The 24,906-nt window shown below is 34.1% G+C and carries 24 protein-coding genes and 3 pseudogenes; 22 read left to right on the top strand and 5 right to left on the bottom strand.

Features of this window, described 5'->3' with window-relative positions; genetic code table 11:
- Positions 1-200: 200 nt before the first annotated feature.
- Positions 201-1,271: a CAP domain-containing protein gene (locus MVE64_RS22920; RefSeq protein ID WP_247347218.1), complete on the top strand. Its 1,071-nt coding sequence runs from the start codon at positions 201-203 to the stop codon at positions 1,269-1,271.
- Positions 1,272-1,491: 220 nt separating this feature from the next.
- Here MVE64_RS22920 and MVE64_RS22925 read toward each other — a convergent pair whose 3' ends face one another.
- The gene (locus MVE64_RS22925; RefSeq protein WP_247341518.1) at positions 1,492-1,980 is read right to left on the bottom strand and encodes a PaaI family thioesterase; all 489 of its coding nucleotides are present in this window, start codon (positions 1,978-1,980) and stop codon (positions 1,492-1,494) included.
- Positions 1,981-2,154: 174 nt separating this feature from the next.
- On the opposite strand from MVE64_RS22925, the gene ylbD reads away from it, so the two are divergent.
- The 5 genes from ylbD to MVE64_RS22950 all read left to right on the top strand — a co-directional run bounded on the left by ylbD (position 2,155) and on the right by MVE64_RS22950 (position 4,401).
- Complete coding sequence (gene ylbD / locus MVE64_RS22930; RefSeq protein ID WP_212134431.1) at positions 2,155-2,556, top strand: YlbD family protein; 402 nt, start codon at positions 2,155-2,157, stop codon at positions 2,554-2,556.
- A gap of 33 nt (positions 2,557-2,589) precedes the next feature.
- On the top strand, positions 2,590-2,829 hold the full coding sequence (locus MVE64_RS22935; protein ID WP_247341520.1) for a YlbE-like family protein: 240 nt from the start codon (positions 2,590-2,592) through the stop codon (positions 2,827-2,829).
- Between the two features lie 144 nt (positions 2,830-2,973).
- Complete coding sequence (locus MVE64_RS22940; RefSeq protein ID WP_247341522.1) at positions 2,974-3,336, top strand: hypothetical protein; 363 nt, start codon at positions 2,974-2,976, stop codon at positions 3,334-3,336.
- 149 nt (positions 3,337-3,485) lie between these two features.
- The gene (locus MVE64_RS22945) at positions 3,486-3,929 is read left to right on the top strand and encodes a YlbF/YmcA family competence regulator (protein WP_247341525.1); all 444 of its coding nucleotides are present in this window, start codon (positions 3,486-3,488) and stop codon (positions 3,927-3,929) included.
- A 199-nt stretch (positions 3,930-4,128) separates the two neighbouring features.
- A complete protein-coding gene (locus MVE64_RS22950) occupies positions 4,129-4,401 on the top strand; it encodes a YlbG family protein (RefSeq protein ID WP_121661303.1) in 273 nt (90 codons plus the stop codon).
- A 106-nt stretch (positions 4,402-4,507) separates the two neighbouring features.
- Here MVE64_RS22950 and MVE64_RS22955 read toward each other — a convergent pair whose 3' ends face one another.
- A complete protein-coding gene (locus MVE64_RS22955) occupies positions 4,508-4,897 on the bottom strand; it encodes a DUF7147 family protein (RefSeq protein WP_098799422.1) in 390 nt (129 codons plus the stop codon).
- Between the two features lie 583 nt (positions 4,898-5,480).
- Between MVE64_RS22955 and rsmD the strand changes: the two genes are divergently transcribed.
- Complete coding sequence (rsmD, locus tag MVE64_RS22960; protein ID WP_247341526.1) at positions 5,481-6,050, top strand: 16S rRNA (guanine(966)-N(2))-methyltransferase RsmD; 570 nt, start codon at positions 5,481-5,483, stop codon at positions 6,048-6,050.
- Positions 6,051-6,536, top strand: coding sequence for a pantetheine-phosphate adenylyltransferase (coaD, locus tag MVE64_RS22965; RefSeq protein WP_098799424.1), 486 nt, complete (start codon positions 6,051-6,053; stop codon positions 6,534-6,536).
- Between the two features lie 45 nt (positions 6,537-6,581).
- On the opposite strand, the pseudogene ylbJ reads toward coaD, so the two are convergent.
- Positions 6,582-7,805, bottom strand: a pseudogene (ylbJ, locus tag MVE64_RS22970) (sporulation integral membrane protein YlbJ).
- A 328-nt stretch (positions 7,806-8,133) separates the two neighbouring features.
- Between ylbJ and MVE64_RS22975 the strand changes: the two are divergent.
- Positions 8,134-8,925, top strand: coding sequence for a patatin-like phospholipase family protein (locus tag MVE64_RS22975; protein ID WP_098799426.1), 792 nt, complete (start codon positions 8,134-8,136; stop codon positions 8,923-8,925).
- Positions 8,925-9,950 (top strand): SepM family pheromone-processing serine protease, encoded by a 1,026-nt coding sequence (locus tag MVE64_RS22980; RefSeq protein ID WP_098799427.1) that lies wholly within the window; start codon positions 8,925-8,927, stop codon positions 9,948-9,950. Before MVE64_RS22975 ends, MVE64_RS22980 begins: the two co-directional genes overlap by 1 nt.
- A gap of 102 nt (positions 9,951-10,052) precedes the next feature.
- On the opposite strand, the gene MVE64_RS22985 is transcribed toward MVE64_RS22980, so the two are convergent.
- Positions 10,053-11,261: a nucleotidyltransferase gene (locus MVE64_RS22985; protein WP_247341528.1), complete on the bottom strand. Its 1,209-nt coding sequence runs from the start codon at positions 11,259-11,261 to the stop codon at positions 10,053-10,055.
- Positions 11,262-11,623: 362 nt separating this feature from the next.
- Between MVE64_RS22985 and MVE64_RS22990 the strand changes: the two genes are divergently transcribed.
- The 4 genes from MVE64_RS22990 (at position 11,624) to MVE64_RS23005 (ending at position 14,412) form a co-directional block, all read left to right on the top strand.
- Positions 11,624-12,142 carry a YceD family protein gene (locus MVE64_RS22990; protein ID WP_098799429.1) on the top strand — a complete coding sequence of 173 codons (519 nt, stop codon included), beginning with the start codon at positions 11,624-11,626 and terminating at the stop codon, positions 12,140-12,142.
- A 90-nt stretch (positions 12,143-12,232) separates the two neighbouring features.
- Positions 12,233-12,406, top strand: coding sequence for a 50S ribosomal protein L32 (rpmF, locus tag MVE64_RS22995; protein ID WP_026560479.1), 174 nt, complete (start codon positions 12,233-12,235; stop codon positions 12,404-12,406).
- 354 nt (positions 12,407-12,760) lie between these two features.
- Entirely contained in the window at positions 12,761-13,534 is a 774-nt protein-coding gene (locus tag MVE64_RS23000) for an enoyl-CoA hydratase/isomerase family protein (protein WP_098799430.1), read from the top strand.
- Between the two features lie 200 nt (positions 13,535-13,734).
- Positions 13,735-14,412: an RsfA family transcriptional regulator gene (locus MVE64_RS23005; protein WP_098799431.1), complete on the top strand. Its 678-nt coding sequence runs from the start codon at positions 13,735-13,737 to the stop codon at positions 14,410-14,412.
- Positions 14,413-14,501: 89 nt separating this feature from the next.
- Here the strand turns inward: MVE64_RS23005 and MVE64_RS23010 are convergent, their stop codons facing one another.
- A complete protein-coding gene (locus MVE64_RS23010; RefSeq protein ID WP_098799432.1) occupies positions 14,502-14,969 on the bottom strand; it encodes an N-acetyltransferase in 468 nt (155 codons plus the stop codon).
- A 352-nt stretch (positions 14,970-15,321) separates the two neighbouring features.
- Between MVE64_RS23010 and MVE64_RS23015 the strand changes: the two are divergent.
- The 8 genes and pseudogenes from MVE64_RS23015 (at position 15,322) to MVE64_RS23050 (ending at position 24,849) form a co-directional block, all read left to right on the top strand.
- Positions 15,322-16,205 (top strand): annotated as a pseudogene (locus tag MVE64_RS23015) (2-dehydropantoate 2-reductase).
- Positions 16,202-16,594: a DUF3397 domain-containing protein gene (locus tag MVE64_RS23020; RefSeq protein WP_247341530.1), complete on the top strand. Its 393-nt coding sequence runs from the start codon at positions 16,202-16,204 to the stop codon at positions 16,592-16,594. The pseudogene MVE64_RS23015 and the gene MVE64_RS23020 overlap by 4 nt, the downstream one beginning before the upstream one ends.
- Positions 16,595-16,732: 138 nt before the next feature.
- Positions 16,733-18,361 carry a bacillithiol biosynthesis cysteine-adding enzyme BshC gene (bshC, locus tag MVE64_RS23025; protein ID WP_247341532.1) on the top strand — a complete coding sequence of 543 codons (1,629 nt, stop codon included), beginning with the start codon at positions 16,733-16,735 and terminating at the stop codon, positions 18,359-18,361.
- A gap of 124 nt (positions 18,362-18,485) precedes the next feature.
- A complete protein-coding gene (mraZ, locus tag MVE64_RS23030; protein WP_098799612.1) occupies positions 18,486-18,917 on the top strand; it encodes a division/cell wall cluster transcriptional repressor MraZ in 432 nt (143 codons plus the stop codon).
- 118 nt (positions 18,918-19,035) lie between these two features.
- Positions 19,036-19,968, top strand: a complete 933-nt coding sequence (gene rsmH, locus MVE64_RS23035; RefSeq protein WP_247341534.1) for a 16S rRNA (cytosine(1402)-N(4))-methyltransferase RsmH — start codon at positions 19,036-19,038, stop codon at positions 19,966-19,968.
- Between the two features lie 32 nt (positions 19,969-20,000).
- Positions 20,001-20,363 carry a cell division protein FtsL gene (gene ftsL, locus MVE64_RS23040; protein ID WP_247341536.1) on the top strand — a complete coding sequence of 121 codons (363 nt, stop codon included), beginning with the start codon at positions 20,001-20,003 and terminating at the stop codon, positions 20,361-20,363.
- A 112-nt stretch (positions 20,364-20,475) separates the two neighbouring features.
- Positions 20,476-22,666 (top strand): annotated as a pseudogene (locus MVE64_RS23045) (penicillin-binding transpeptidase domain-containing protein).
- Positions 22,667-22,905: 239 nt separating this feature from the next.
- Complete coding sequence (locus MVE64_RS23050) at positions 22,906-24,849, top strand: stage V sporulation protein D (protein WP_247341538.1); 1,944 nt, start codon at positions 22,906-22,908, stop codon at positions 24,847-24,849.
- The last annotated feature ends 57 nt before the right edge of the window (positions 24,850-24,906 follow it).

A 24,906-nucleotide genomic window follows, 5' to 3' on the forward strand; every position in this document is an offset into this window, starting at 1 on the left:
TTTCTTACTAATTATTTGATACAATTAAAGTTATCAAAAAGTTTTAACATTAAGTTTCCAGGGTAATAATGATAAGACAGTTTAGTGTTTCTAGAACTATTATTGTGCATACTTGTCATTTAAAGTAGAAAGAGAATAACAAGTATGTTGTCTCATATAATGAAAGAAATGGGAGAAAGCATAAGGAGGAGGTTTTTTCACTGCGTATACTGATTCGGAGCATTTTAATTTTTTGTATTATTTTTGTTAGTTATACGTTATTTTTTCATTATGGAAAATATACTCCAAATGAACAACTTAAAGAAGAGAACGTTCAAATATCAAATGAAGAAACAACGAATTCTGAAAAACAAGTTGCTGAAGGTGAAACAGTTCCAAATGAGGGTTTATTATCATTTATGGAGAAATCATCTGAAGAAATCACTGCTATACTAGGTGAGCCTGACCGTATTGATCCCTCAGCTTATGATTATGATTGGTGGATTTACGAACAAGAAGACAATCAATATATTCAAGTGGGAGTTTTAAATCAAAGGGTCGTTTCAGTTTATGGAATAGGAAAAGGATTAAACGCTAAACCGTTTGTGATTGGACAACCTATTCAAGAAGTCTTTAAAATACAACCTGTTTCATCTAGTTTATCACTAGAGTATGAAGGTAATTCATATCGTTTTGAATTTTCGGAGGAAGATATGAATACCAGACCAACAGTAAAAATGGGTGATGTGTTTGTGCAGTTATATATTGATAAATTTGACGGGATATTATCAAGCATTCGGGTAATAGATGCTGAGACATTTATCAAACAACGCTCCTATGAGGTTACATACAGAGGTGAGCTCATTGAACCAAAAGAAATAAGTGAAGATAAATGGGAAAAGATTGAAGCTGGTGCTGAACAACAGATCTTGTCAATAACGAATATGTTAAGAGCAAGGCATGGTTTAGCAGCTGTTCAGTGGCATGAAGATACGTCAAGGGTTGCTTTTTTACATAGTAAAGATATGAAAGAGAATGAATATTTTTCTCATGAATCGCCAACAGAAGGTACTCTTGTTAATCGTCTTGCACAATTGGATATCAAGTATCAGATGGCAGGTGAAAACATAGCTGCTCAATATGTAGACGCTATTGCAGCAAGTGAAGGGTGGCTAAACAGTAAAGGTCATCGTGATACTATGCTGAACGAGGAATTTACACACCTAGGAGTTGGAGTAGACGGTCTATATTATACACAGAATTTTATTACAACTTGGGATTTAAACCAATAAAAATAGTAACAAGCAAGACCCTTTTTCTTTGTTGGAAAGGGTCTTTTTTTAATTATTTTATTTTACGATACGCTCTTCTTTCAGCATAGTTAATGCAAAGCGCGCACACATAAATCTTTTGACCAATATCATTGAGATAAAATAAACCTTTGTTATTCTTCTTATTACACATTTTACATTGCTTTTTCAAAAAGAACTTTTTCATCTCACTCACCCATATTTATGTTCTATTAATAATAAAAAAACTTGCTGTACTATGTGCAATTAATGTTCCGTCGTCACGAAAAACTTTTCCTTCCGTAACAACCGTTTTATTGCCTTTATGGATCATCCCGGCAACACATGTCAGTTCCTTGCCAACCCCTGGAGCCACATAGTTAATTTTAATTTCGGTTGTAACGGCTGCTTTATCGGGTGGGAGGATATGATGGACAAGACCTCCCATAGCTGAGTCTAATAAAGTAGCGGTAATTCCGCCATGTACTATGTTTAATGCATTCTGAATAATTGGTGTGTTTGGAATTGTCATTTTAAATTCATTTTCCTTATACTCGCCTTCAGCATGGAGAAGTGCGCCTATGTAGGAACCTTTCTCATGAAATTGCTTTTTCTTCAGTCCATTAAGTAGAAGTTCTAAAACATATTGATCCTCTTCATTTGCATTTTGTAAAACTTCGGAACTTAATTTTAATAATTCATCCTTTGTCATACTGTTACCCTCTCCTTTTTAGATAGTGATATTTTACCAAAAATTTCTTACATTTAGTTATTTTTCTAATAATAAAAAGATTTACTTGTTTTATTTTTTTCTAAATATGGGCGAACAGTCTAATGGTTTCTTAAATAAGATAATATAGGCAAATGTATCAATGAGGTGAGAATAATGACATCCAAAAAAACGCATCCATCTGTTCAACAGTTTAAGGAATTTGTTAAAAAACATCCCAAACTTGTTCAAGAGGTCCGTAAGGGTAATAAAGAGTGGCAGGAAGTGTTTGAAGATTGGTATTTACTTGGAGAAAATGATATTGTCTGGAAACAGTACAAAGGAGATCAGACAGAGGATTCTTCTGAAAAGGAAACAAAAAGTAAATCTGATTTTATGACACAAATATTTTCAGCTGTTAAGCAAATGGATATGGATACTGTAAACCATCATATTAACAACATGAGTAGTACTATTTCTACTATTCAAGGTCTTTTCGATCAGTTTGGCGGTTCAAAAGGCTCTAATCAAAAGTCTGCAACAGCAAGTCAGCATCCCTTTTCATTCAGAAAGGATTAGTGACTAAATCGTGACTCCGAATGGAGGAGAATGATGAGAAAAGAAGTTCAAGAATATATATTTGCAAATGATGAACGAAAGAAATTTGTACGTGAACAACCATATTGGTATAGGAAACTGTCAAGAAACCCTAATGATATAAACGATATGGAAATCAGTATGATGAATTATTATCAAAAGACAATTCCTCATAAGGTACAGCAATTTTCAAACTCGATTCAAATGGCGTCAATGATGGTAGCGATGTTTCAATCTATGAGACAGCAGGATTAGAACAGTGATTAACACTTACAGGCAAGGTGATTAGGTTATAATTGCCTGCCTGTTTCTTTTTAACTCCTTACATAAAGAGACATCTGAAAAGTATTCATGAATTTCTACGCCTCTGTAAACACTAAGAAAAAGGAGGCAGATAGGATGAAGCGCATTTTTTGTACGGTTTTTTTATTAGGTATTGTCACTGGATGTGTTGAAGATAAACCAAGACCAGAAGGAAACTTAGAGGTTGTACCTCTTCAAGTGGTGAACCATTCATTTGAGGCAATGGAAGTTATAAATCAACAGCGTAAAATGAATATAACTGTTAAACATCATATAAGAGATCAAGATGTTTATGTAGAATGTTATATTCCTTCATTTACCTTTAAAGAAAAAGGTGGAAAAAAGGTAGAAGGTGAGGGTCATTTACAGTTATCTGTTGATGGCAAGGTTGTTGAACATATTCAAACGGCAGCTTTTGTTATAAGAGGATTAGAAAAAGAGCCCACACATTTGAAATAGAGGTTGTTCATAATGATTCTACTAGCTATGAACTAAAAAAATCATGGAATGCTACCATTCAATAAATAAAAGGATTATCATGTTAATTTTTTAGATTTCTCATTTGACGATATTCATGATAGAATGAATATCGGAGGTGCATATACTCTATGTTTGCTACACTTGAGAGCACATTATTAGTAGATCAAGCTGAAGAACTTGCTAACTTGGTACTTCAATCAGAGACTGTTGAGGAGTATCGTCGTAGTTTCAATATATTACAAAAAGATCAAGAAGCTCAACAACTAATTCAGGAATTTACTAAGATTAAGGACCTGTACGAAGATGTTCAACGTTTCGGTAAATATCATCCTGATTATCGTAAAATTACAAAAGATTTGCGTGATATTAAGCGTGAGGTAGATTTGAACGAAAGTATATCTAATTTTAAGAAGGCTGAGAATGAAGTACAATCTCTTCTTGATGAAATTAGTGTGCAAATCGGTCAAGCTGTTTCCATCCATGTTAAAGTTCCTACAGGTAACCCATTTTTTGAATCAAGTTGTGGCGGGGGATGCGGATCTGGTGGAAGTTGTGGGTGTAAGGTATCCTAAAACGAGTATTACTGCTCGTTTTCTTTTTTTGCTAAAATGTACAGATGATTAAAATAATACAGATTTAACTGATATTTTTTTATAAATTTATCAATTTAGCTTATAGAAATATTGTTTATAAAATGAAAATTTGCTAGACTTTTTATTGGAAATACAGATGTTACTAATGTCGTTTAGATAACCTGAGGGAGACAAGAGTATGTTTGAAAAGCGTCAAGGGATAGTTGTTTGGCTTCATACATTAAAACAATTAAAAATGCTAAGAAAATTTGGGAATGTTCATTATGTTTCAAAAAAATTAAAATACGTTGTCCTGTATTGTAATATGGATGTAACAGAGCAAACGATTCAAAAGCTCTCTTCCTACTCCTTTGTTAAACATGTTGAGCCCTCTTACAAACCCTTTCTAAAGCTGGAATTTGAATCAAAAGTTGATAAAGCAAAAGAATATGATTACAAAATTGGTTTGTAGTTATTAACCTGTATCCAAAAAAGGCTGACAATAGTGTCAGCCTTTTTCCATTTGTTGAAAAGTAAGGTCGTGATCGTAGTGACCAGTTTTAAGGGTGAATGATATGTTATTGAAGAGGAGGGATAAGATGGTTTAGTCTTAAAATCCCAATCAGATATTGGTAGTAAAGATCAGTTTCATTAAACATACTTGATGGTTTAACATCAAACGAAATAATATTCTTCTGCAATGTTTTAGCCAATTCATTAAATAAATCATATCGTTTGTTTTCTAATTGGTTCGGATTAGGTATCCCTTCCCTACATATATATAAGGCTTGGAAATTCCCTGGATCAGTAGGTTTCATTATGACCACAACGGAAGTAACATCTTTGTCATTCAATTTTGTATGTAAAGCTAGTAAATGAGTCACTCGATGTTTATTAGCCATTGCTGTTTCAATTAACTCATAAATATCAGAATAACCCTCACCTAATTCAATAAAACGCTGTATCATAAAAACTTCCCCCTGAAAAAAATTTAACAATATTTCATTTAACCGATCCAACTATAACATGTAAATAGTAAAAAGAGAAGTTGGATAGTAGCTTATATGTTTCTTTAAAAACATGGATTTTAGGCTAGTACTAATCCTAAATCCCTAGTCCATCCTATAAATTTCTAAAAAAAAACCCTACAGAAATTAATCTGTAGGGTCCCTCAATACCTTTTATACTAAAAGGCTGAAGGCAAAGGGAGAGGAGAAACCGGAGGAAGAACTTATGGGGAAACGTAAGTCTTCTCCGCGGTTGGCAACAACATCAACGAATCGATGTTGTTACTAATCATTATCACCAAATGGTTAATCAGTATACATCATTATGTAATTTTTTCTTAACTTTTTATCCGACTGCAAATCAAATAGAGAGAACTTGAGGATAAGAGTATAGAAAACAATATAAATTAAAGAAAATACTCCTAATAAGTTTAGATATTGTAACAAACTGAAGGTACTATGGTAGGATTAAGTGAAAACTCTAATAAATCATGTTTTTATCTTTATTTATATTATGTAAAATTAAAAAGTAGTGGTGAACGTAATGAGAGTAGTATCTGGAAACTATAAAGGAAGACAGCTTAAAGCTGTACCTGGAACAACAACAAGACCAACAACTGATAAAGTTAAGGAAGCTATTTTTAATATGGTTGGTCCATATTTTGATGGTGGCTTAGCGTTAGATTTATTTGCCGGTAGTGGAGGGTTAGGAATTGAAGCACTTAGTCGGGGAATTGAACGCTGTATCTTTGTTGATCGTGAGCCAAAAGCGATACAAACAATACATAAAAATTTAGAGATTTGTCAAGCTACCGAATTTGAGGTATATCGTAATGATGCAGAAAGAGCATTAAAGGCGATAATAAAAAGGGAGTTACGCTTTCAATTAATCTTGTTAGATCCACCGTATAAGCAACAAAAATTGAAAGCGCTTTTAAAAATGATAAGTGAAAATGGTTTACTAGACAAAAACGGTTTTATTGTTACCGAGCATGGTTCTGACATAGTACTTACTGAAGAAATCGAGGAACTTGTTCAAGTAAAACAAGAAACCTATGGTACGAGTTCAATTACAATTTACAGTAACAAGGAAGCAATTGGGGAGGATGAATAAATGGGTAGTATTGCAGTATGTCCAGGTAGTTTTGATCCTATTACTTACGGACACTTAGACATTATCAAAAGAGGAGCAAAAGTATTTGAAGAGGTATATGTTTGTGTCCTAAATAATGCTTCAAAACAACCATTGTTTACTGTGGATGAACGATGTGAGCTTATCCGGGAAGTGACCAAAGAAATGCCAAATGTCATTGTAGAATCATATCGTGGTCTTCTTATTGATTATGTTCGAGAAAAAAATGCACAAGCCATTTTACGTGGCTTACGTGCAGTTTCAGATTTTGAATATGAAATGCAAATTACTTCCATGAACAGAGTACTAGATGAGAATATTGAAACATTCTTCATGATGACAAACAACCAATATTCCTTCCTAAGTTCGAGTATTGTTAAAGAAGTTGCAAAATATAAAGGAGATATTTCTGAATTGGTACCAGAAGTTGTAGAAAAGGCACTTAAAACTAAATTTGTAAATGAATAAAAGGTGAGGGAGCTCCTCACCTTTTTTAGATATTTGAGTATTGTTTTATGATAACTTCGTGAAAACATTCCTTTTTCCATAAAGAATGATATATAGCAATAAAGATGCTAATGTAATGATGGGACCAGTATGGATAACTATTTCCCAATAGATTTTTGCCCATTCGGGTCCATTTGTCATTAAAATAACTGGTAAATCACTCGTATTGTGAGCTTGTAGATTCAAGTACAATGGCTTGAACAACAAGTAAGCAATGAACGAAGAATAAAAACCTTGCAGAATTCTAGCGATGAAAAAGGGCTTTAAATCTAATATCAGTGTCAGCTAAAATACTTGCAACTTGGGCCTGTATCGATAATCCTCCAAAAGCTAAAATGAAGCTTGCAATCATTACTTTATCTAAAAGATTTGCATTGGTTTCGCTCACTAACTGATTGCCTAGAGTAATTTCAAAGATGCCGGTAATAAGAGGTACGCTTAAATCAGTAGCGATGTGGAAAAATGCTAAAAATCCAGAGAAAATAAGACCGATTATCTCCGTAACAGAAATGATGGCTAAAATTTTATTGAATACCGAGAAAAGGATAATAAATCCGCCAATCATTAGTAATGTTTGAATTGATGATATGACGGCATCTCCAAGCATTTTTCCTAATGGCCTGGTTTCACTCACTCTTGTAGCATGCAGCTCCTTAAGAGCAATTGAAAGAGGTGAAAAGAAGGACTTCTTTTTCTTCGGTTGAATGACTGAATCGGATCCTCCATAAAATCTCATTGTCAATCCAACACCTAAATTCCCTAAATAATGTGATGCAGCTAATAATATACCAAGTGAAGGATTGTCAAAAAAACCAACTGCAACGGCACCAAAAATAAATAAAGGATTTGAAGAACTTGTAAATGATACAAGCCGCTCTGCCTGAACTGTGGTTAGTTGTTTTTCCTGCCTCATTCTTGCTGTAAGTTTTGCTCCAGCTGGATTACCTGAAGCCATCCCCATTGCCCATACAAAACCACCTACACCCGGAACTCGAAAAATTGGTCTCATCAGTGGCTCTAAAAGAACTCCAATAAATTTGACAACACCAAAACCAATAAGAAGTTCGGAAACAATAAAAAAGGAAGAAGTGATGGAAAAACTACTTCCCACCAAATTGATAGTCCCCTTGTTGATGCATCAAGAGACTCCTTAGGATTAAGAATAATGGCAACTGTTAAGCCGCTAATAAAAATAGCTAAGATAATTGTTTTAAGTTTTGAAAGACTCAAAATGTGACGCCTCCTAAATTAAACACACATGTATGAAAATATGGATCATACAGCTTTTCCAAACAATTGTACAATCCTTACTAATTCAATATACGTGAATAGGTGGACATTTTAGACCATAAGAATGTCATAGGAGCTTAAATAAACACTGGGGTACACTCCATAAGTATTTTCTCTAACAGAACCCTAATTATAGTCAGAGACCCTGGTGCAGTGAAGATCAAGGTTTAAATGTAGCAACTTGCTTAAATATAAATCAGTTGCGAAATATTACTAATATGGTAATCATATATTTTATTCTATTCCAGTGAAAAAGGAGGAACTCTCCTTGAAAAAAGAACCCAAAATCGGACTAGCGCTTGGCTCAGGAGGTGCAAGAGGATTTGCTCATTTAGGAGTATTAAAGGTTTTAAAAGAAAATGGTATACCAATTGATTTAATAGCCGGTAGCAGTATGGGAGCGGTCGTTGGAACCTTGTATGCAGCAGGAACGAGTATAGAACGACTTTATCAGTTTGCATTAGCGTTTAAGAGGAAATATTATTTAGATTATACCGTACCTAAAATGGGGTTTATTTCAGGAAATCGTGTAAAAGAGCTTATTCGGTTATTTACACACCAAAAAGACTTTCATCAATTAAATATTCCTGTTGCAGTTGTTGCAACTGATTTATATGATGGGAAAAAGGTTATATTTAAAGAGGGGCCAGTTGCAGATGCTGTCCGTGCAAGTATTGCCATACCAGGAATTTTTGTACCTGAAAAGATAGATGGAAGGTTGTTAGTGGACGGTGGAGTTGTTGATCGGGTGCCCGTTTCGGTTGTAAAGGAAATGGGTGCTGATATCGTCATTGCTGTAGATGTGTCACATGTAAAAAGGAATGAAGATATAACATCAATTTTTGATGTTATTCTCCAAAGCTTAGATATTATGCAAGATGAACTAGTTCATCACAGGGAAATAGCATCTGATGTGATGATAAGGCCACATGTTGAACAGTATAGTTCAAGAGCTTTCACGAATATTAAAGAAATCATTGAGATTGGGGAAACAGAAGCTCAGAAACATGTAGATAAAATTCAAGATCTTATCGTAAAGTGGAAGGAGACAAATTTTTAATGAAGAATAAATCACTGCTTAGATCTAGTCTAATTGTTTTAATTATTATCCTTATCATATCCTTCATTAAACTTCCGTACTACATTACTCAGCCAGGTATGGCATCTGAATTGGAACCAATTATTAAGGTTGAAAATGGTGATGAAAATGAGAAAGGAAGTTTTTCTTTAACAACTGTCCGCTTCGGCAGGGCAAACCCTTTTACATATATATGGGCCAAGCTTCAAGACTACCATTATATCCATCCATTAGAAGATATTAAAAGAGAGGATGAAACAGATAAAGAATACTTTAACAGACAATTACATATGATGGAGGTTTCACAAGAATCTGCCATAACAATTGCCTATCAAAAAGCAAACAAAAAGGTAGAGTATACATTTCATGGAATATATGTTGATGGAATAATTAAGGAAATGCCTGCAGGAAGTATACTAGAAGTTGGGGATCGCATATACAAGGTAGATAATAAAGAATTTCAAACAGCTGAAGAATTTATAGAATATGTTAGTCAGAAAAAAGAAGGAGAAGAAGTAACAATCACATTTGAACGTGAAGGGAAACAGGACCAAGCTACGCTGCCATTAACGTCATTCCCTAATGATCCCGATAAAGTAGGGATTGGAATATCGTTAGTGACAGATCGACAATTAGATGTAGACCCTGATATTGAATTGAAAACTGAGGAAATTGGTGGGCCTTCAGCTGGTCTAATGATGTCACTAGAAATTTATAATCAATTAACTAAAGGTGATTTGACCAAAGGTTACGAAATAGCTGGGACAGGAACAATTAGTTCGTCAGGGGAAGTAGGACCTATTGGTGGTATTTCGCAGAAAATTGTCGCAGCAGATCGACAAGGAATTGACGTATTCTTTGCTCCTAATGAAAAAGACAGCCCAACATCAAATTATAAAGAAGCCATTGAAACAGGTGAAAACATACAGACTAAGATGGAGATTATTCCGATAGATACTTTTGATGAAGCGGTAGAATATCTACTAAACTTAGAGGAGAAAGGATGAATTTTATCCTTTCTCTTTCTTTATTAAAAAATAATAACCCTCAGAACGGAAAGAGGTACAACTTAGGTATTGAGATTAAAGGAAGTTGTTCTATGGCTTGTATTATCTCACTCTAATGGGTGGAGTGGAGAACTCTTCTTTTAATCGTTTCGTTCGAATTGGTTCATTATAAATCATTTGATAGGCATGTGCAGCTTTAATATCTAAATCCAGCAATGGATGGTCAAAGGAAGTAACTTTAGATAGTAGCGGCAGCATTAATTGTTTTTTTATATGACTTAAATAAGCCTGACCTTCTGAAGACATACCTAGAAGTCTAATATATGGTGACGTTTGGCCTTCATTCATACATTTCATTTGTTCTTTTGTTGTGTTAGTTAATAGATGAGTACATAGTCTTTGAAGTCTTGTCCATGTATAACGTTTTGTTTTTAACGATTCCATAAACTCTTGGAAACTTGAAGAACTTTGAATGCATCTTTTTATTCTATGCTCTAATCCTTCTTCAACTTCGTAGATTGAACCGATTTCCTCGGTTGTCATCGTCATAATCCGATATTTTAATAAATGAAAGTAAAGTTCCCAACGGTGTAAGTGATAATTCTTTTTATTTTCTTGCAGGAATTGTAAAGTGACTTCAGGTACATAACTTTGAATGGGATGATTTTCTGAAAACAATGCTTTACGAATACTAGTTGCACTTGCAATTGTAGGTGATCGAAACTGCTGATCATGATATCCTGCAGAGGTACGTTTTATTGTTAAAGGCTTTATTTTTGAATGCTGCTGAAGAATTGCGCGAACATAATAAAACCCTAAAATATTATTAGGTAATGAAAGATCTAATAATTCTTTATCACCGTTCAAATTTTTGTATGCCAGAGTTAATGCCTTCGGATAACTAACCCCAGTTTTTACATAATGTTGAATTAAGTCTTCATATTCTGCTTTGGATTGTTCTAGAAAATGATTTGTAGAAATAAAAGGATTGATATCTCCTAATTCACTGCCAAAGCATAAATAATCACAACCTAGAGCATCAAGAATAGATACAGCACCACTAGCAAATGTTTCAGCCTTTTGTGTTGCAAATGCGTAAGGTAATTCTACAACAAGATCAACACCACAATATAAGGCCATTTTTGTACGAGTCCATTTTGATACAATTGCTGGTTCGCCCCTTTGCAGGAAATGACCACTCATTACAGCAATTACAACAGAAGCATTTGACTTTTTAATCGATTCTCTCAAGTGATATAAATGACCATTATGAAATGGATTATATTCAACAACTAGACCTACTACACTCATGTAATCACCACTCTTTTTCATTCTACTATTTTCATATGGATAATTTTTATAATATTATAGGGTATAAAGAACAATCTATAAACCTTTGGAAGGAAATTAACATGTAAGTTAGGAGATAAATAATCATGATTTCAGAGTAAGCAATAAATTTAAGGTGAAAATATATAATAAACAATAGCTTTAAAAACGAAAAGTAAGCTTGATATTTCAACACAAATTTTAAATAGGGTATCGATATGATTAAAGATGGTTTTGTTTTGAAAATATAGGTTTATCATGTATACTTACACTGTAAAGAAAAAATATTGACAAATATAATTGCGAAGGCTATAATTACCTTTGTTGCCTTGAGGTGATACGATTTGAAATGGACAATTAGTCAACTACATCAATTACAAAGCAAGGGATTAAAATTTGATGAAGAAATTGATTTAAGCGAATGGGTCAAAAGTCAATCCGACATTCGTGATATTTCGCCAGTAAATGTTAAAGGAAGAGCCGATATAAGCTCCACTAAAGTAACATTCCATCTGTCAATTTCAGGTTCAATGGTTTTACCTTGTTCACGAACATTAGTGGATGTTCCGTATCCATTTTTAATTGATACAACGGAAACATTTTTATTAAAACCCGCAGACTATGAAACGTCAGAGGATTTCTACTTACCAGAGGGTGAAATCGTTGATTTAACTCCTATAATAAAAGAAATTCTTCTTGTAGAAATTCCGATGCAGGTATTCTGTGATGATGTAAGAAATGAAGAAGGGGCAGCTCCACAATCTGGTAAAGACTGGGAAGTTATTGCTGAGGAAGATCAGCAAAACAAGGTTGATCCACGATTGGCTGGACTAGCTAAATTCTTCGAAAATGAAGAAAGCTAATGATTTTTTGAATAGCTTAAAAAGCAAATGAGCTGATGCATATTGTATCGGTCTCACAAATGCGTAATGCTCTTTAAGGAGGTGGGAATAATGGCTGTACCTTTTAGAAGAACTTCTAAAACGAGAAAACGACTACGTCGTACACATTTTAAATTACAAGTACCTGGTATGGTAGAATGCCCAAACTGCGGTGAAAGCAAACTTGCTCACCGTGTATGTAAAGCATGTGGAACATACAAAGGAAAAGATGTTGTAAGCAAATAATAATTTGTTTCAACGAGGCGTAAGGACATTGTTCCTTACGCCTTTTATTTTTGTTTAGGAAATTATAACCCTCTTTAATTGAAGATAACGCTTCGACATCCAGCTCCAGTAATCTGATTTTTTGGCAAAAAAGTCAGATGCCTAACCTCTAAGGTCATAAGCCAATTTAGAATATCAGGCCAAAAAACGCCTTCTATTCTAATCGTCTTATTCTGATCGGCTAGTTTTTCAATCATAAAAAAAATTTTTTGTTGTGTTGCATTTAAAAATTTTATCTAATAGATAATAAGAGACCTAAAGCAACAAAGAGTATTTTTCCTGAGTTTAAATTTTTAAATGGGAGGGTATGGAAGAATGAGTAAGTTAATTGTAAGTGAAATTGAGGATGGTTTGGTTGAATTACGTCTAAACCGACCGATTAAGCATAATGCTATAGATTACGAAATCATGGATGAAATAAAGAGAAATTTACAGTCACTTAAAACAAAAAAGAGCTTAAGAGCATTAATATTAACAGGAGAAGGAGATAAAGCGTTCTGCTCCGGTGGTGATGTTAAAGCATTTCAGCACCTTAAAACAAGGGATGAAGCATATTTTATGCTATCTAAAATGGGTGATGTTCTTTATGAACTCATGACTTTTCCTTTACCTACATTCGCTATAATAAACGGTATTGCTTTAGGTGGAGGGTGTGAAATTGCAACTGCATGTGATATTCGAATTGCGAGAAAAGGTGCCACTCTTGGCTTTATACAAGGTCAATTATCTATTACTACAGGTTGGGGTGGTGCAACACTGTTATATGAAAAGCTTTCATACGAGCATGCGATTTCCTTTTTATATTCAGCAAAAAAAATATCATCTAACGATGCGGAACATATGGGGTTTGTACAAAAGACTGTTTCTGATGAAAATTATAAAGAACAAAGCTATTCATTTATTAAAGAATCGCTAGTTAAAGACCCAAATGTTTTGAGAGCTTATAAAGCAGTGAAGGTTAGTCAATGGGAGCAATCGAATTTATATTCACGTATGATGTCAGAGATTAATCGTTGTGCAGAGCTCTGGTCTTCTGAGGAGCATCATCATGCAGTATCTGCCTTTCTTACAAGAAAAGGGAAGAGCTAATAAAGCTCATAATCATTACATACAATTTCTACCATTTCCTTCTGTATGATGGTCTATTTAATTGTGTGATTCATTCCTTATTAAGCATCTTCATTCCCGTCCTATTATCACCTTTTTCTAATGTAATAGAGTGTATTTAGTCTATCTACTCTACTAGCTGCATATGTATAGAAAAAAAGTGACTATTGGAGGGAATTTAAATGACAACTACGCGTCAAGATGCATGGACACATGATGAAGATTTATTATTAGCAGAAGTGGTATTAAGGCATATTCGAGAAGGTGCAACACAGCTGGCTGCGTTTGAGGAAGTAGGTCGTAAATTATCTCGTACAGCGGCAGCTTGTGGATTTAGATGGAACTCTCATGTTCGTAAACAGTATAAAACTGGAATCGAGGTTGCAAAAAAACAAAGAAAAGAGTTGCGAACTCTTAATTCACAGGAAAAAGTAGAGGAGCAAAAGGAAGTTAATGTAAAAGAGACTGCTTTAGAGGTGGAACATACAGAATCAACACAACCCACTCAGTTATCTGAACCAACTCAATCAAACCAACCTAGTACTAATTCGAAAAATGCTATTAAGGATCTTATTTCGTTCCTTCAGCAATATGAAGATGCCCCTTCTATAAAGGAGGTTCAAGAAGAGAATCTCCAATTAAGAAATAAAATTCAAGAATTACAAAATGAAGTTGAAAAGCTAAAAGATGAAAAGCAGTCTTTAACTAATCATTTGCAGGTTGTCGAAGAAGATTACCGCGCGTTAATTGAAATAATGGATCGAGCAAGAAAAATGGTTATTTTACAAGAGGATGAAAGAAGTAGGAAAGTTAAATTTCAGATGGATAAAAATGGTAATCTAGAAAGAGTGGAAAAGTAAAAAGGTTCATCTTATTATAAAAATGAAAACAGCTCATGAAGGATCATTTTCCTTTCATGAGCTGTTTTTTTGAGTTAGCATTAAAAAGTTTATTCTTGAATAGTAACGCCACTTGGATACCAAACTAAAGGGTTTTCCCCTTTATCCCGATCCATATCGTATTTTACAGGCTCAAATTGCATTTTTGACCAAAAATCACTGGATTTCACTCTAGGGTTTGTTTTGATTGGTAGGTTAAATGATTTTGCGTATTCCACTAACGCTCTACCATAACCCTTTCCTTGATAATTTGGTAATACTTCGAGTTTCCAAAGTTCTAAATAATCCTGTTTAGGTTCAAAATATTGATCAAATTTCATGTCAACACGGTATAAGCTCATTCTTGCCACCAGCTTGTCACCGTAATAAATCCCATAAAACGGTGAATCACTGTCATTTTCAATAATATTTGATTGAAGATCTTCTAACATTGAAAGTTCTTGAATACCATATTCTCTGAATTTTTTAAATTCTTCCAGGGTTTTGTAATTAACTAATAATTTCTCAACTTTTAACATACCTTTTCCCCCTTGGTGCAAATTCTACAATAATAAAATTAAATTCACATGATAAAAAGACTAGTTCAGAGTGTTTGTTGTTTGATTATTTATAAATCCTATAATCTTCAAAGCAGCATTATTTTGACAACAAATCTTTTAATGTTAGCCTTTATAAGATATTGTTATTATACCATGATGAGTGTGAATAGTGGTATGATTTAGTTAACGCTTACACAAAATTAGCTAGAATTGTCAATTAGGCAAAATTCTAGTAAAAATACTGTTGGTTTTGTTATGATATTGATTAAGAGTGAACGATTTGTTAAGTATATATTGGCTTTAAGGGGCCTTATTTCAGAAGGTGAAGTTTATGGAAATTGGAATTATTGGTTCTGGATCATTAGGGTTACTTTATTCATTTTACCTTTCAGAAACCAATAAAGTTACTTTATATACCAGACGGGAAGAACAAGCAAATAAAATAAATAAACATGGTATTACTTTGGTTCAAGGAAATACAGAAATAACGAAGAAAGTGGAAGCATCATATGAGAAGAATTATAAAGAGCCAGTATTAATAATCACTGTTAAACAATACAGTCTCAACTCCATTATCGATACTTTAACAGGCTTTCTCCACGAACCATTATATTTCTTCAAAATGGCATGGGACATTTACGTTTTCTGAATCACTTGTCACATCATAATCTTATATTGGGTGTATCTGAGCATGGAGCATTAAAAGTGAGTGATTCTGTTGTACATCATACAGGAAGTGGAATAACAAAAATTTCAATGTATAAAGATTGTGAAAGTGATGTAATGAACCAATTAATAAGAAATCAATCAGAAGTTTTTCCTTTTATACATAAATCTGATTGGGAAACAATTCTGAAAGAGAAATTAATTGTCAATGCTACCATTAACCCTCTAACAGCACTTTTTAGAGTCAAAAACGGAGAGCTTTTAACAAACCCTTATTTTCATAAACTTTTTTATGAACTTTTTGAAGAAGTGGCCGATCTACTTAAAATAGAGAATAAAGAATTATCTTGGAAACAAGTGCAAACTATATGTGAAAATACTTCGGAAAATCAATCTTCTATGTTTAAGGATATTTACAATGGTAGACAAACCGAAATTGATTCAATTCTCGGATATATGATAGAGCATTCTAATGAAAAATCCTGTCCTCGCATTTCATTTCTGTATCAAGCAATAAAAGGGATTGAGAGAGGAAAGGAGGGCGTATGAGCGGTTTCTTTACTTGGATTGTCTCAGTGGCGATTACGTTACCGATATTGAGTTTGTTATTCATTTATTTTCTTGTTCGAATTTTTGTTAGTGGAAAGAAAACAATTTTGTGGACTGTTGATTTATCAACAGCAGTTTTCATATTATCCGTGCACTTTCATTTGTTAACCATATTTGAGCAATCATTTCTTCTTTATATTATATTACTACTTACTTTTTTAGCACTGGTTGTCTATTACTTTGAATATAAAAGTTCGAGGGAGCCTTCTATGTATGTGGCTATTAAAAAAATGTGGAGACTTTCATTTTTTCTTTTTTTCATAACCTATGTAGTTCTTACCATTGGTGGTATTTTAACAGGAGTTTTTAAAAGTGCATTCCTATTATAGTTTTTAATTTTAAAAAGAACTAGAATTCAAGCAAAGGTTTTTTGTTTCATTACCATAAGTGCTATACTCACCTTGTTACATCGTACAATCGGACATAAATGACAACATATGACTTTAATCAAGAAAGGAAGTTTATATATGGAGATAGTTGAACTCTCCCTGCGCTCTTCAAATCAATTTATTAATGACTTAACTGAGAAAAAGTTGCATATTGAATCTTTTTTTGATTATAACGTTCATTCATCTTCTCTTTTTAGGGAAAGAGCTGAAGATTTAAGGGAACGTACTTATCAACGCGAAGAGCTTGCAACTTACTTAAAAAACTATACCAACCGATGTTTAAACAGTGATGAAAAAATATTAGAAAACATAGAACGATTGAAAAATCCTGATAGCCTTGTAGTTATTGGGGGGCAACAGGCAGGTTTATTAACTGGTCCTCTGTATACAATACATAAAATTATTTCAATCATTGTACTTGCTGAGAAAGAAGAAAAGGAATTAGGTGTTCCTGTTATTCCTGTTTTTTGGATTGCTGGTGAGGACCATGATTTTGTGGAAATCAATCATGTTTTTATAGAGAAAAATCAAATAGCAAGAAAGCTTGCAATAAAGGATTCACCTGTAAAAAAACAACCTGTGTCACAACTTGAGCTTAACAAACAAAAAACATTTGATTGGATTGACCAAGTTTTTGAGGCTTTTGGAGAAACAGATTATTCCAATCAATTGATTTCTACCTTAAAGCAATTTGCTGAAGAGTCTTCAACATATGTTGAATTCTTTGAAAAAGTAATCATGGATCTTTTTAAGGATAAAGGGCTTGTTCTGATTAATTCAGGAGATCATGAGCTAAGAAAGCTGGAAAAATCATATTTCAAATCAATTTTAGAACAAAATGAGAGAATTTACGACGCAGTAAAAGAACAACAACAAAAAATGCAATCATTAGATTATCATCCTATTATAGAAATGACAGATAACAGTGCTAACCTTTTCTACCATCATGACGGGGAGCGTTTCCTTCTAGAGAGAATTAGTCATAATGAGTATGAAGTAAGTGAAATTGGATTTACTATTACCAGAGCGGAACTTTTTGATTTGATTGAAACGAATCCTGAAAAATTTAGTAACAATGTTGTGACAAGGCCGTTAATGCAGGAATATTTATTTCCTACATTAGCCTTTATTGCAGGTCCGGGTGAAGTAACATATTGGTCTGAATTAAAAGGTGTTTTTTCATTATTTGATATAAAAATGCCACCAGTTCTTCCAAGGCTGCAAATGACTATTTTAGAAAGAGCTATAGACAGAAACATAAAGGAAACGGGTGTGGAATTAGAGACAGTGCTGCAAGAAGGAGTAATGTCTTCAATAAACAACTTTCTCAAGGAAATGTCTCCAGTTGATATGGCACCCTTAATTGAGGAAGCTAAAAAAGAAATTTCCGAGATTCATACTAAGTTGGTTGACGCTGCATTGTTAATTGATCAAAGCTTAGAGCCAATGTTAAAAAAGAATGGTCATTTTATTAAGGAACACCTTGATTTTATTTATAAAACTGTTGAAAATCGGAAGAAACAACAGCATGATGCTCAATTGTCAAAGTTTAAATCAATTGAACAATCATTACTTCCAAATTTACATCCACAAGAGAGAGTTTGGAATGTTTATTACTATTTAAACAAGTTTGGACCAAATTTTGTAGGAGAATTGCTAAACTTGTCATATTCCTTTAATGGAACACATAAAATTGTCAAAATATAAATAAAAGTTTTTTGAAAATCCTGTGAATACAGGGTTTTTTTTTTGTGAAAACAAATGTAGAATAAAGATGTGGAGATAAGTGGGGGAAGTGGTGAGTTAAGGGGAGAAAGTGGGGGCAACGAACATGTTTATGGGAGAATACCATCACACCATTGATATAAAAGGCAGAATGATTGTCCCATCAAAATTTAGAGATGGACTAGGAGAAACATTCGTTTTAACACGTGGCCTGGACCAGTGTTTGTTCGGTTATCCAATGAGTGAGTGGAAAATAATTGAAGATAAGCTAAAGAATCTCCCATTAACTAAAAAAGATGCTCGTGCATTTACCCGTTTTTTCTTTTCAGGTGCGACTGAATGTGAGCTTGATAAACAAGGTCGTGTAAATATCGCAACACCACTTTTGCAGTATGCAAAACTAGAAAAAGAATGCGTTGTGATCGGCGTTTCAAATCGGATTGAGCTGTGGAGTAAGTCCATTTGGGAAACTTATGTTGCTGAGCAAGAAGATTCTTTTGAAGAAATTGCGGAAAATATGATTGATTTTGATATATAATCTTCTCTTTAGCAAAGAATGAGTAGAAAAATGGACAAGCTAAGAATAGTCCAATATTTTAGGGGGAGATTATTTACTTCCTTCTAACTGAAACAGATTTGAAGAGGTGGTACAACATATGTTTAAACATACAACAGTGTTACTAAAGGAAACAGTAGATGGCTTAAATATTAAGGAAGATGGTATTTACGTTGATTGCACACTAGGAGGTGCAGGTCATAGTAGCTATCTGCTTTCACAGTTATCAGAACAAGGGCATCTAATCGCCTTTGATCAGGATGATACAGCGTTAGAAAACGCGAAAGAAAAGCTTGCTAATTATAAAGGTAAGGTAACCTTAATCAAAAGTAATTTTCGTTACCTATCTGAAAAACTTGCTGAAATAGGAATTGACAAAGTAGATGGTATTCTATTTGATTTAGGGGTTTCATCCCCACAGCTAGATACGCCTGAACGAGGATTTAGTTATCATCATGATGCACCGTTAGATATGAGAATGGACCAGCAATCAGATATTTCAGCATACGAAGTGGTAAACACGTGGACTTACGAACAACTAGTGAAAATTTTCTTTCGATATGGTGAGGAGAAATTCTCTAAACAAATTGCGAGAAAGATTGAAAGTCACAGAGAAACTCAGCCAATTCGAACTACCGGTGAGCTAGTTGAAATTATTAAAGAGGCAATTCCGGCACCTGCACGCAGAAAAGGTGGACACCCAGCCAAAAGAATTTTCCAGGCGATAAGAATTGCTGTAAATGATGAATTAAAAGTATTTGAAGAGGCAATTGAACAATCAATTGAATTGTTAAAGCCTGAAGGAAGAGTGAGTGTTATCACATTCCACTCTTTGGAAGACCGTATATGTAAATCAGCCTTTAAAGAAGCGGCAACACCACCTGAGTTACCTAGGAATATGCCATATATCCCAGAAGGGTATGAGCCTATAATAAAAATTATTACTAGAAAACCTATTCTTCCATCAGAACAAGAACTGGAAGAAAACAATCGAGCACGGTCAGCTAAGCTAAGAATTGCTGAAAAGTTCTAAAAAGAAAAAGATATTTAAAGGAGGTTACTAAAATGAGTAATTTAGCCATTAAACTAGAACAACAACGTCAGGAGCAGCTAAATCAATCCCCTAAACAAGAACCTGTAATTAGAACAAGAAGAGCTTCGATAACCCCAGGTGAGAAATTCCTCATTTTATTATTTGTTTCTCTCTTTGTATTAGGAGCTATTACAATTGTTGCGAACTCCTATAATGTGTATCAAGCTAATATGGAGATTCAAAAAACGGAAGCTAAAATCCAAGAACAAACGAAATTAAACAGTGACCTTCATGTTCAAGTAGAAGAGTTAAGTACATATGATCGTATTTGGGAAAAAGCTAAGGAATTAGGGTTAACATTAGATCAAAATAATGTAAAAAGTGTGCAAAATTAATAAAGAAACAAATAAAGGGACTAAGCCGTGTAAGTTTCATGTGGGCTTAGTCCTTCAATTATTCTATCCAATTACGGGTAAAGGTGATATCATACAACATAGGAGGTTTTCTATGAAATTAACGCATAAAAATATAAACATGAATAGAGGCGCTGCATTATTAGCGTTGATTTTTGGTTTGCTATTTTTAGTTATTTTTGTTCGTTTCTTTTATATTCAATCAACTGGAACTGCACATGGTCAAGCACTTGCAGCAAGAGCTGAAGAACTCTATGAGAGTCAAAGAACGATTGAAGCATCAAGAGGGTCAATATTAGATCGTAAGGGTGAGGTTATTGCAGAAGACAAGTCTTCTTATAAACTAGTTGCAATTCTCGACGATCAAATAACAACAGATCCTGACAATCCAGAGCATGTTGTTGATGTAGAAGAAACGGCGCAAAAGTTAGCACCTTTATTAAATATGGAAGAAAGTGAAATAGTAGAGGTTTTATCTAAGGATTTATACCAAGTTGAATTTGGATCTGCAGGTAGAGACATTAGCCATACTTTAAAAGAACAAATAACAAAATTGGAGCTTCCTGGTATTACGTTCATTCGTGATACACAACGATTTTACCCAAATGGAATTTTTGCTTCTCATTTAATCGGTTATGCGCAAAAGCAAGAAGACACAGGTGAGACGATCGGAATGATGGGCCTTGAAAAAACATTAGAGAAATACCTTCATGAAGAAGATGGCTACATAAAATTTGAAAAAGATCGTTACAATTGGAAATTACCAACAAGTGACGATGAAATAGTAGCTCCAAAAAATGGTCAAGATGTGTATTTAACCATTGATCAGAAAATACAAACCTTTTTAGAAGACTCTATGAATCAAGTAGTTGAAGAGTATTCACCAGAGAAGATCGTTGCTGTTGTAGCTGATCCGAAGACCGGAAAAATACTAGCTATGGCTCAGCGACCGAGTTTTGACCCAAATAAAAGGAACATTACGTCTTATTACAATGATGTTATCTCTTATCCTTTTGAACCGGGTTCAACGATGAAAATCTTTACTTTAGCAGCAGCAATTGAAGAAGGAGTCTATAATGGAAATGCAACATTCCAATCTGGTTCTTATGCGGTAGGACCATCAATTGTACGTGACCATAAAAGAGGTGGTTGGGGAACAATCAGCTTTAATGAAGGTGTACAAAGGTCATCAAATGTTGGTTTTTCAATTCTTGCTAAAGATATGCTTGGAACTGATCGAATGTATCAATATTTAAACAAATTTGGATTTACGAAAAACTAATATTGATTTGCCAAACGAAGCTGAAAGTAAAATAAACTATAACTATGAGATCGATAAGGTATCAACTGCATTTGGACAAGCATCTGCCTTTACTCCGATCCAGCTCGTACAAGCAGCAACAGCGATTGCGAACAATGGCAAAATGATGAAACCTTATGTTATTGATAAAATAGTAGATAAAGATTCTAATGAAGTTGTAAAAGAGAATAGTTCTAAGGTAATTTCTCAACCTATTACTGAAAAAACTGCAAAAGAAACACTGGATATTTTAGAAACTGTTGTAAGTTCAGAAAATGGTACGGGAAAACCTTATAGCATTGAAGGGTATCAGGTTGCTGGTAAAACAGGTACTGCACAAATGCCAAACCCAAATGGAAGAGGGTATTTATCAGGAAATGACAACCATATTTTTTCGTTTTTAGGAATGGCACCAAAAGATAATCCAGAGCTTATTGTATATGTAGCTGTTCAGAAACCTAAGCTTGAAGGACAAGCAGGATCTGTTCCAGTTTCAATGATTTTTAATACTGTGATGAAAAACAGCCTTCAATATTTACAAATTGAACCTACAGAAGAAATTGAAACTGAAACACAAGTAAAACCTTCAAATGAAGACACGTTACTTCCTGATTTAGTAGATACAAAGTTTGCAGAAGCTAACAATCAATTGAAAAAATTAGGTTTAACTCCAATTATTCTTGGAAATGGACAAAAAGTTATTGCTCAATATCCTGAAGGTGATACTTCAATAATGTTAAATGAAAAAGTCTTTCTAAAGTTATCTGAAGAAGTTAAGATGCCAGATTTAACAGGTTGGTCTAAACGGGATGTCATGAAACTAGGAAATATAATGAATATTTCTGTGAATGCAGAAGGATCTGGTTTCGTCATAAAACAGAGTATTAAGAAAGGTAGCCTATTAAAGAAAGGCGATGTTTTGACGATATCACTTGGGACAGAAAATGGTGAAAAACAGCCTGAAGAAAGCAATGAACAAGAATAAAATGAATTTTAAGATTGATCTCATCTAAAAAGAGATCAATCTTTTTTTATTCGAATTAAATTCGGTTGTACTTAGTGCAACTATAATTATTTTACATGTTCATATACATTTAAATGATTGAAAAGTTTCTTTGATTTATCCTTGTGAGTTGTCAGATTAGAATGTATGGTAAACAGTTCTAACTCCTCGTGTACAAGCATATATATTTGAACGAGCCTAGACAAGGAGGAGTAAAATATATGCGGGTATCTAATGTGACCGTTAGAAAGCGTCTTGTTTTAACATTGCTTTTCGGTTTTTTAATTTTCTTAGTGATTGATATACGTCTAGGGTATGTTCAATTTTTTCTTGGTAATACACTCACTTCGGGAGCCAAAGATTTATGGAGCAGAAACATTCCATTTGAGCCTGAACGCGGGGAAATTTTAGATCGAAATGGAGTAAAGCTAGCAACAAATATGAGTGCTCCAACGATTTATGTTGTACCAAGACAAATTGAAGATCCTGCTATGGCTGCAAAAGAATTAGCTGCAGTTTTAAATATGTCAGAAGAAAAAGCCTATCAACATATTACAAAAAGAGTTTCTATCGAAAGAATCAATCCTGAGGGGAGAAAAATTTCTCATGAAAAAGCAAATGAAGTGAGAGATTTAAATATAAAGGGAGTTTATATAGCTGAAGATTCGATCAGGTATTATCCTTATGGAAGTTATCTATCACATGTTCTTGGTTTTGCAGGAATTGATAATCAGGGATTATTAGGCTTAGAAGCATATTACGATGAGCAATTAAAGGGAGAAAAAGGGTATGTTAAGTTTTATTCAGATGCAAAAGGGCAGAGGATGCCAGATGAAGCGGATGACTATACAGCTCCTGTTGATGGAAATAATCTAAAACTAACAATTGATTCTAGAGTTCAAACAATTATTGAAAGAGAACTAGATAATACTCAGGCTACTTATAACCCTGACGGAATTATTGCTATTGCTATGAACCCAAACAATGGTGAAATATTAGCGATGTCAAGCAGGCCTGATTTTGATCCAGCTAATTTTAAAGAAGTAGATCCTATGGTCTACAATCGGAACTTACCTGTTTGGAGTACTTATGAACCTGGTTCTACATTTAAGATTATTACTCTAGCTGCAGCACTGGAAGAAAAGAAAGTGAACCTAGAAAAAGATGAATTTAATGATTCAGGTTCGGTAGAGGTTGATGGAGCAAGATTACGATGTTGGAAAAGAGGTGGACACGGTCATCAAACATTTCTGGAAGTTGTCCAAAACTCTTGTAACCCTGGTTTCGTAGAGCTTGGTCAAAGACTTGGAGAAGAAACGCTGTTTAAATATATAAAAGACTTTGGATTTGGTCAAAAAACAGGAATTGATCTTCAAGGTGAAGGAACTGGTATTATGTTTAAACCAGAACAAGTAGGACCTGTGGAACTTGCAACCACCGCATTTGGTCAAGGTGTTTCTGTTACACCGATCCAGCAAGTTGCTGCTGTTTCTGCAGCTATAAACGGAGGGGTTCTATATACACCATATATAGCGAAGGAATGGGTGGATCCAGTTACTGGTGATGTAATTAGTCGAAATACACCAAATGCAAAAAAACGTGTTATTTCTGAAGAAACTTCAAAAGAAATTCGTTATGCTCTTGAAAGTGTTGTTGCATTAGGAAGTGGAAGAAACGCTTTTGTTGATGGCTATCGAGTTGGTGGAAAAACAGGTACAGCACAAAAAGTAAAAGATGGGCGATATATGGAAAATAACCATATTGTTTCCTTTGTTGGATTTGCACCTGCTGATGACCCTCAAATTGTTGTTTATGTTGCAGTTGACAATCCTAAGGGAACGGTCCAATTTGGTGGAACTGTTGCTGCACCTATAGTAGGAAACATTATGCGTGATGTTTTACCTGAGATAGGTGTAAAGCCGAGAGACGGCCAAATTGAGAAAGAGTATAATTGGCTGGACACAAAACTAGTAGAAGTGCCGAACATTATAGGGTTAACGAAACAAGAATTAACTCAGCAATTCGTTAACTTGAAAATTGATGTATCGGGCGAAGGAGATGTTGTTGTGCAACAATCCCCAAATGAAGGTGTAAAAGTTAAAGAAGGATCCACCTTAAGAGTATACCTAGGTGATGAACATAGAGAAAAGAAAGAAAGTGAATAACCAGAGGGAGCATGCTATTGCAAAAATTGCATTGGCACGCTTTCTTTCTGTTGGTAT

It is taken from the genome of Metabacillus endolithicus (assembly GCF_023078335.1).
GTDB classification, from domain to species: Bacteria; Bacillota; Bacilli; order Bacillales; family Bacillaceae; genus Metabacillus; species Metabacillus endolithicus.

Excerpts from the sequence above, each read along its gene's own strand:
- MVE64_RS23000 (WP_098799430.1), top strand. The coding sequence starts at position 12,761 with ATGAGTAAGTTAATTGTAAGTGAAATTGAGGATGGTTTGGTTGAATTA.
- ylbD (WP_212134431.1), top strand. The coding sequence starts at position 2,155 with ATGACATCCAAAAAAACGCATCCATCTGTTCAACAGTTTAAGGAATTT.
- ftsL (WP_247341536.1), top strand. The coding sequence starts at position 20,001 with ATGAGTAATTTAGCCATTAAACTAGAACAACAACGTCAGGAGCAGCTA.
- MVE64_RS22940 (WP_247341522.1), top strand. The coding sequence starts at position 2,974 with ATGAAGCGCATTTTTTGTACGGTTTTTTTATTAGGTATTGTCACTGGA.
- rsmD (WP_247341526.1), top strand. The coding sequence starts at position 5,481 with ATGAGAGTAGTATCTGGAAACTATAAAGGAAGACAGCTTAAAGCTGTA.
- bshC (WP_247341532.1), top strand. The coding sequence starts at position 16,733 with ATGGAGATAGTTGAACTCTCCCTGCGCTCTTCAAATCAATTTATTAAT.
- MVE64_RS22950 (WP_121661303.1), top strand. The coding sequence starts at position 4,129 with ATGTTTGAAAAGCGTCAAGGGATAGTTGTTTGGCTTCATACATTAAAA.
- MVE64_RS22955 (WP_098799422.1), bottom strand. The coding sequence starts at position 4,897 with ATGATACAGCGTTTTATTGAATTAGGTGAGGGTTATTCTGATATTTAT.
- MVE64_RS23020 (WP_247341530.1), top strand. The coding sequence starts at position 16,202 with ATGAGCGGTTTCTTTACTTGGATTGTCTCAGTGGCGATTACGTTACCG.
- rsmH (WP_247341534.1), top strand. The coding sequence starts at position 19,036 with ATGTTTAAACATACAACAGTGTTACTAAAGGAAACAGTAGATGGCTTA.
- rpmF (WP_026560479.1), top strand. The coding sequence starts at position 12,233 with ATGGCTGTACCTTTTAGAAGAACTTCTAAAACGAGAAAACGACTACGT.
- MVE64_RS22985 (WP_247341528.1), bottom strand. The coding sequence starts at position 11,261 with ATGAGTGTAGTAGGTCTAGTTGTTGAATATAATCCATTTCATAATGGT.
- MVE64_RS23005 (WP_098799431.1), top strand. The coding sequence starts at position 13,735 with ATGACAACTACGCGTCAAGATGCATGGACACATGATGAAGATTTATTA.
- MVE64_RS22945 (WP_247341525.1), top strand. The coding sequence starts at position 3,486 with ATGTTTGCTACACTTGAGAGCACATTATTAGTAGATCAAGCTGAAGAA.
- MVE64_RS22980 (WP_098799427.1), top strand. The coding sequence starts at position 8,925 with ATGAAGAATAAATCACTGCTTAGATCTAGTCTAATTGTTTTAATTATT.
- MVE64_RS23010 (WP_098799432.1), bottom strand. The coding sequence starts at position 14,969 with ATGTTAAAAGTTGAGAAATTATTAGTTAATTACAAAACCCTGGAAGAA.
- MVE64_RS23050 (WP_247341538.1), top strand. The coding sequence starts at position 22,906 with ATGCGGGTATCTAATGTGACCGTTAGAAAGCGTCTTGTTTTAACATTG.
- mraZ (WP_098799612.1), top strand. The coding sequence starts at position 18,486 with ATGTTTATGGGAGAATACCATCACACCATTGATATAAAAGGCAGAATG.
- MVE64_RS22935 (WP_247341520.1), top strand. The coding sequence starts at position 2,590 with ATGAGAAAAGAAGTTCAAGAATATATATTTGCAAATGATGAACGAAAG.
- MVE64_RS22925 (WP_247341518.1), bottom strand. The coding sequence starts at position 1,980 with ATGACAAAGGATGAATTATTAAAATTAAGTTCCGAAGTTTTACAAAAT.
- coaD (WP_098799424.1), top strand. The coding sequence starts at position 6,051 with ATGGGTAGTATTGCAGTATGTCCAGGTAGTTTTGATCCTATTACTTAC.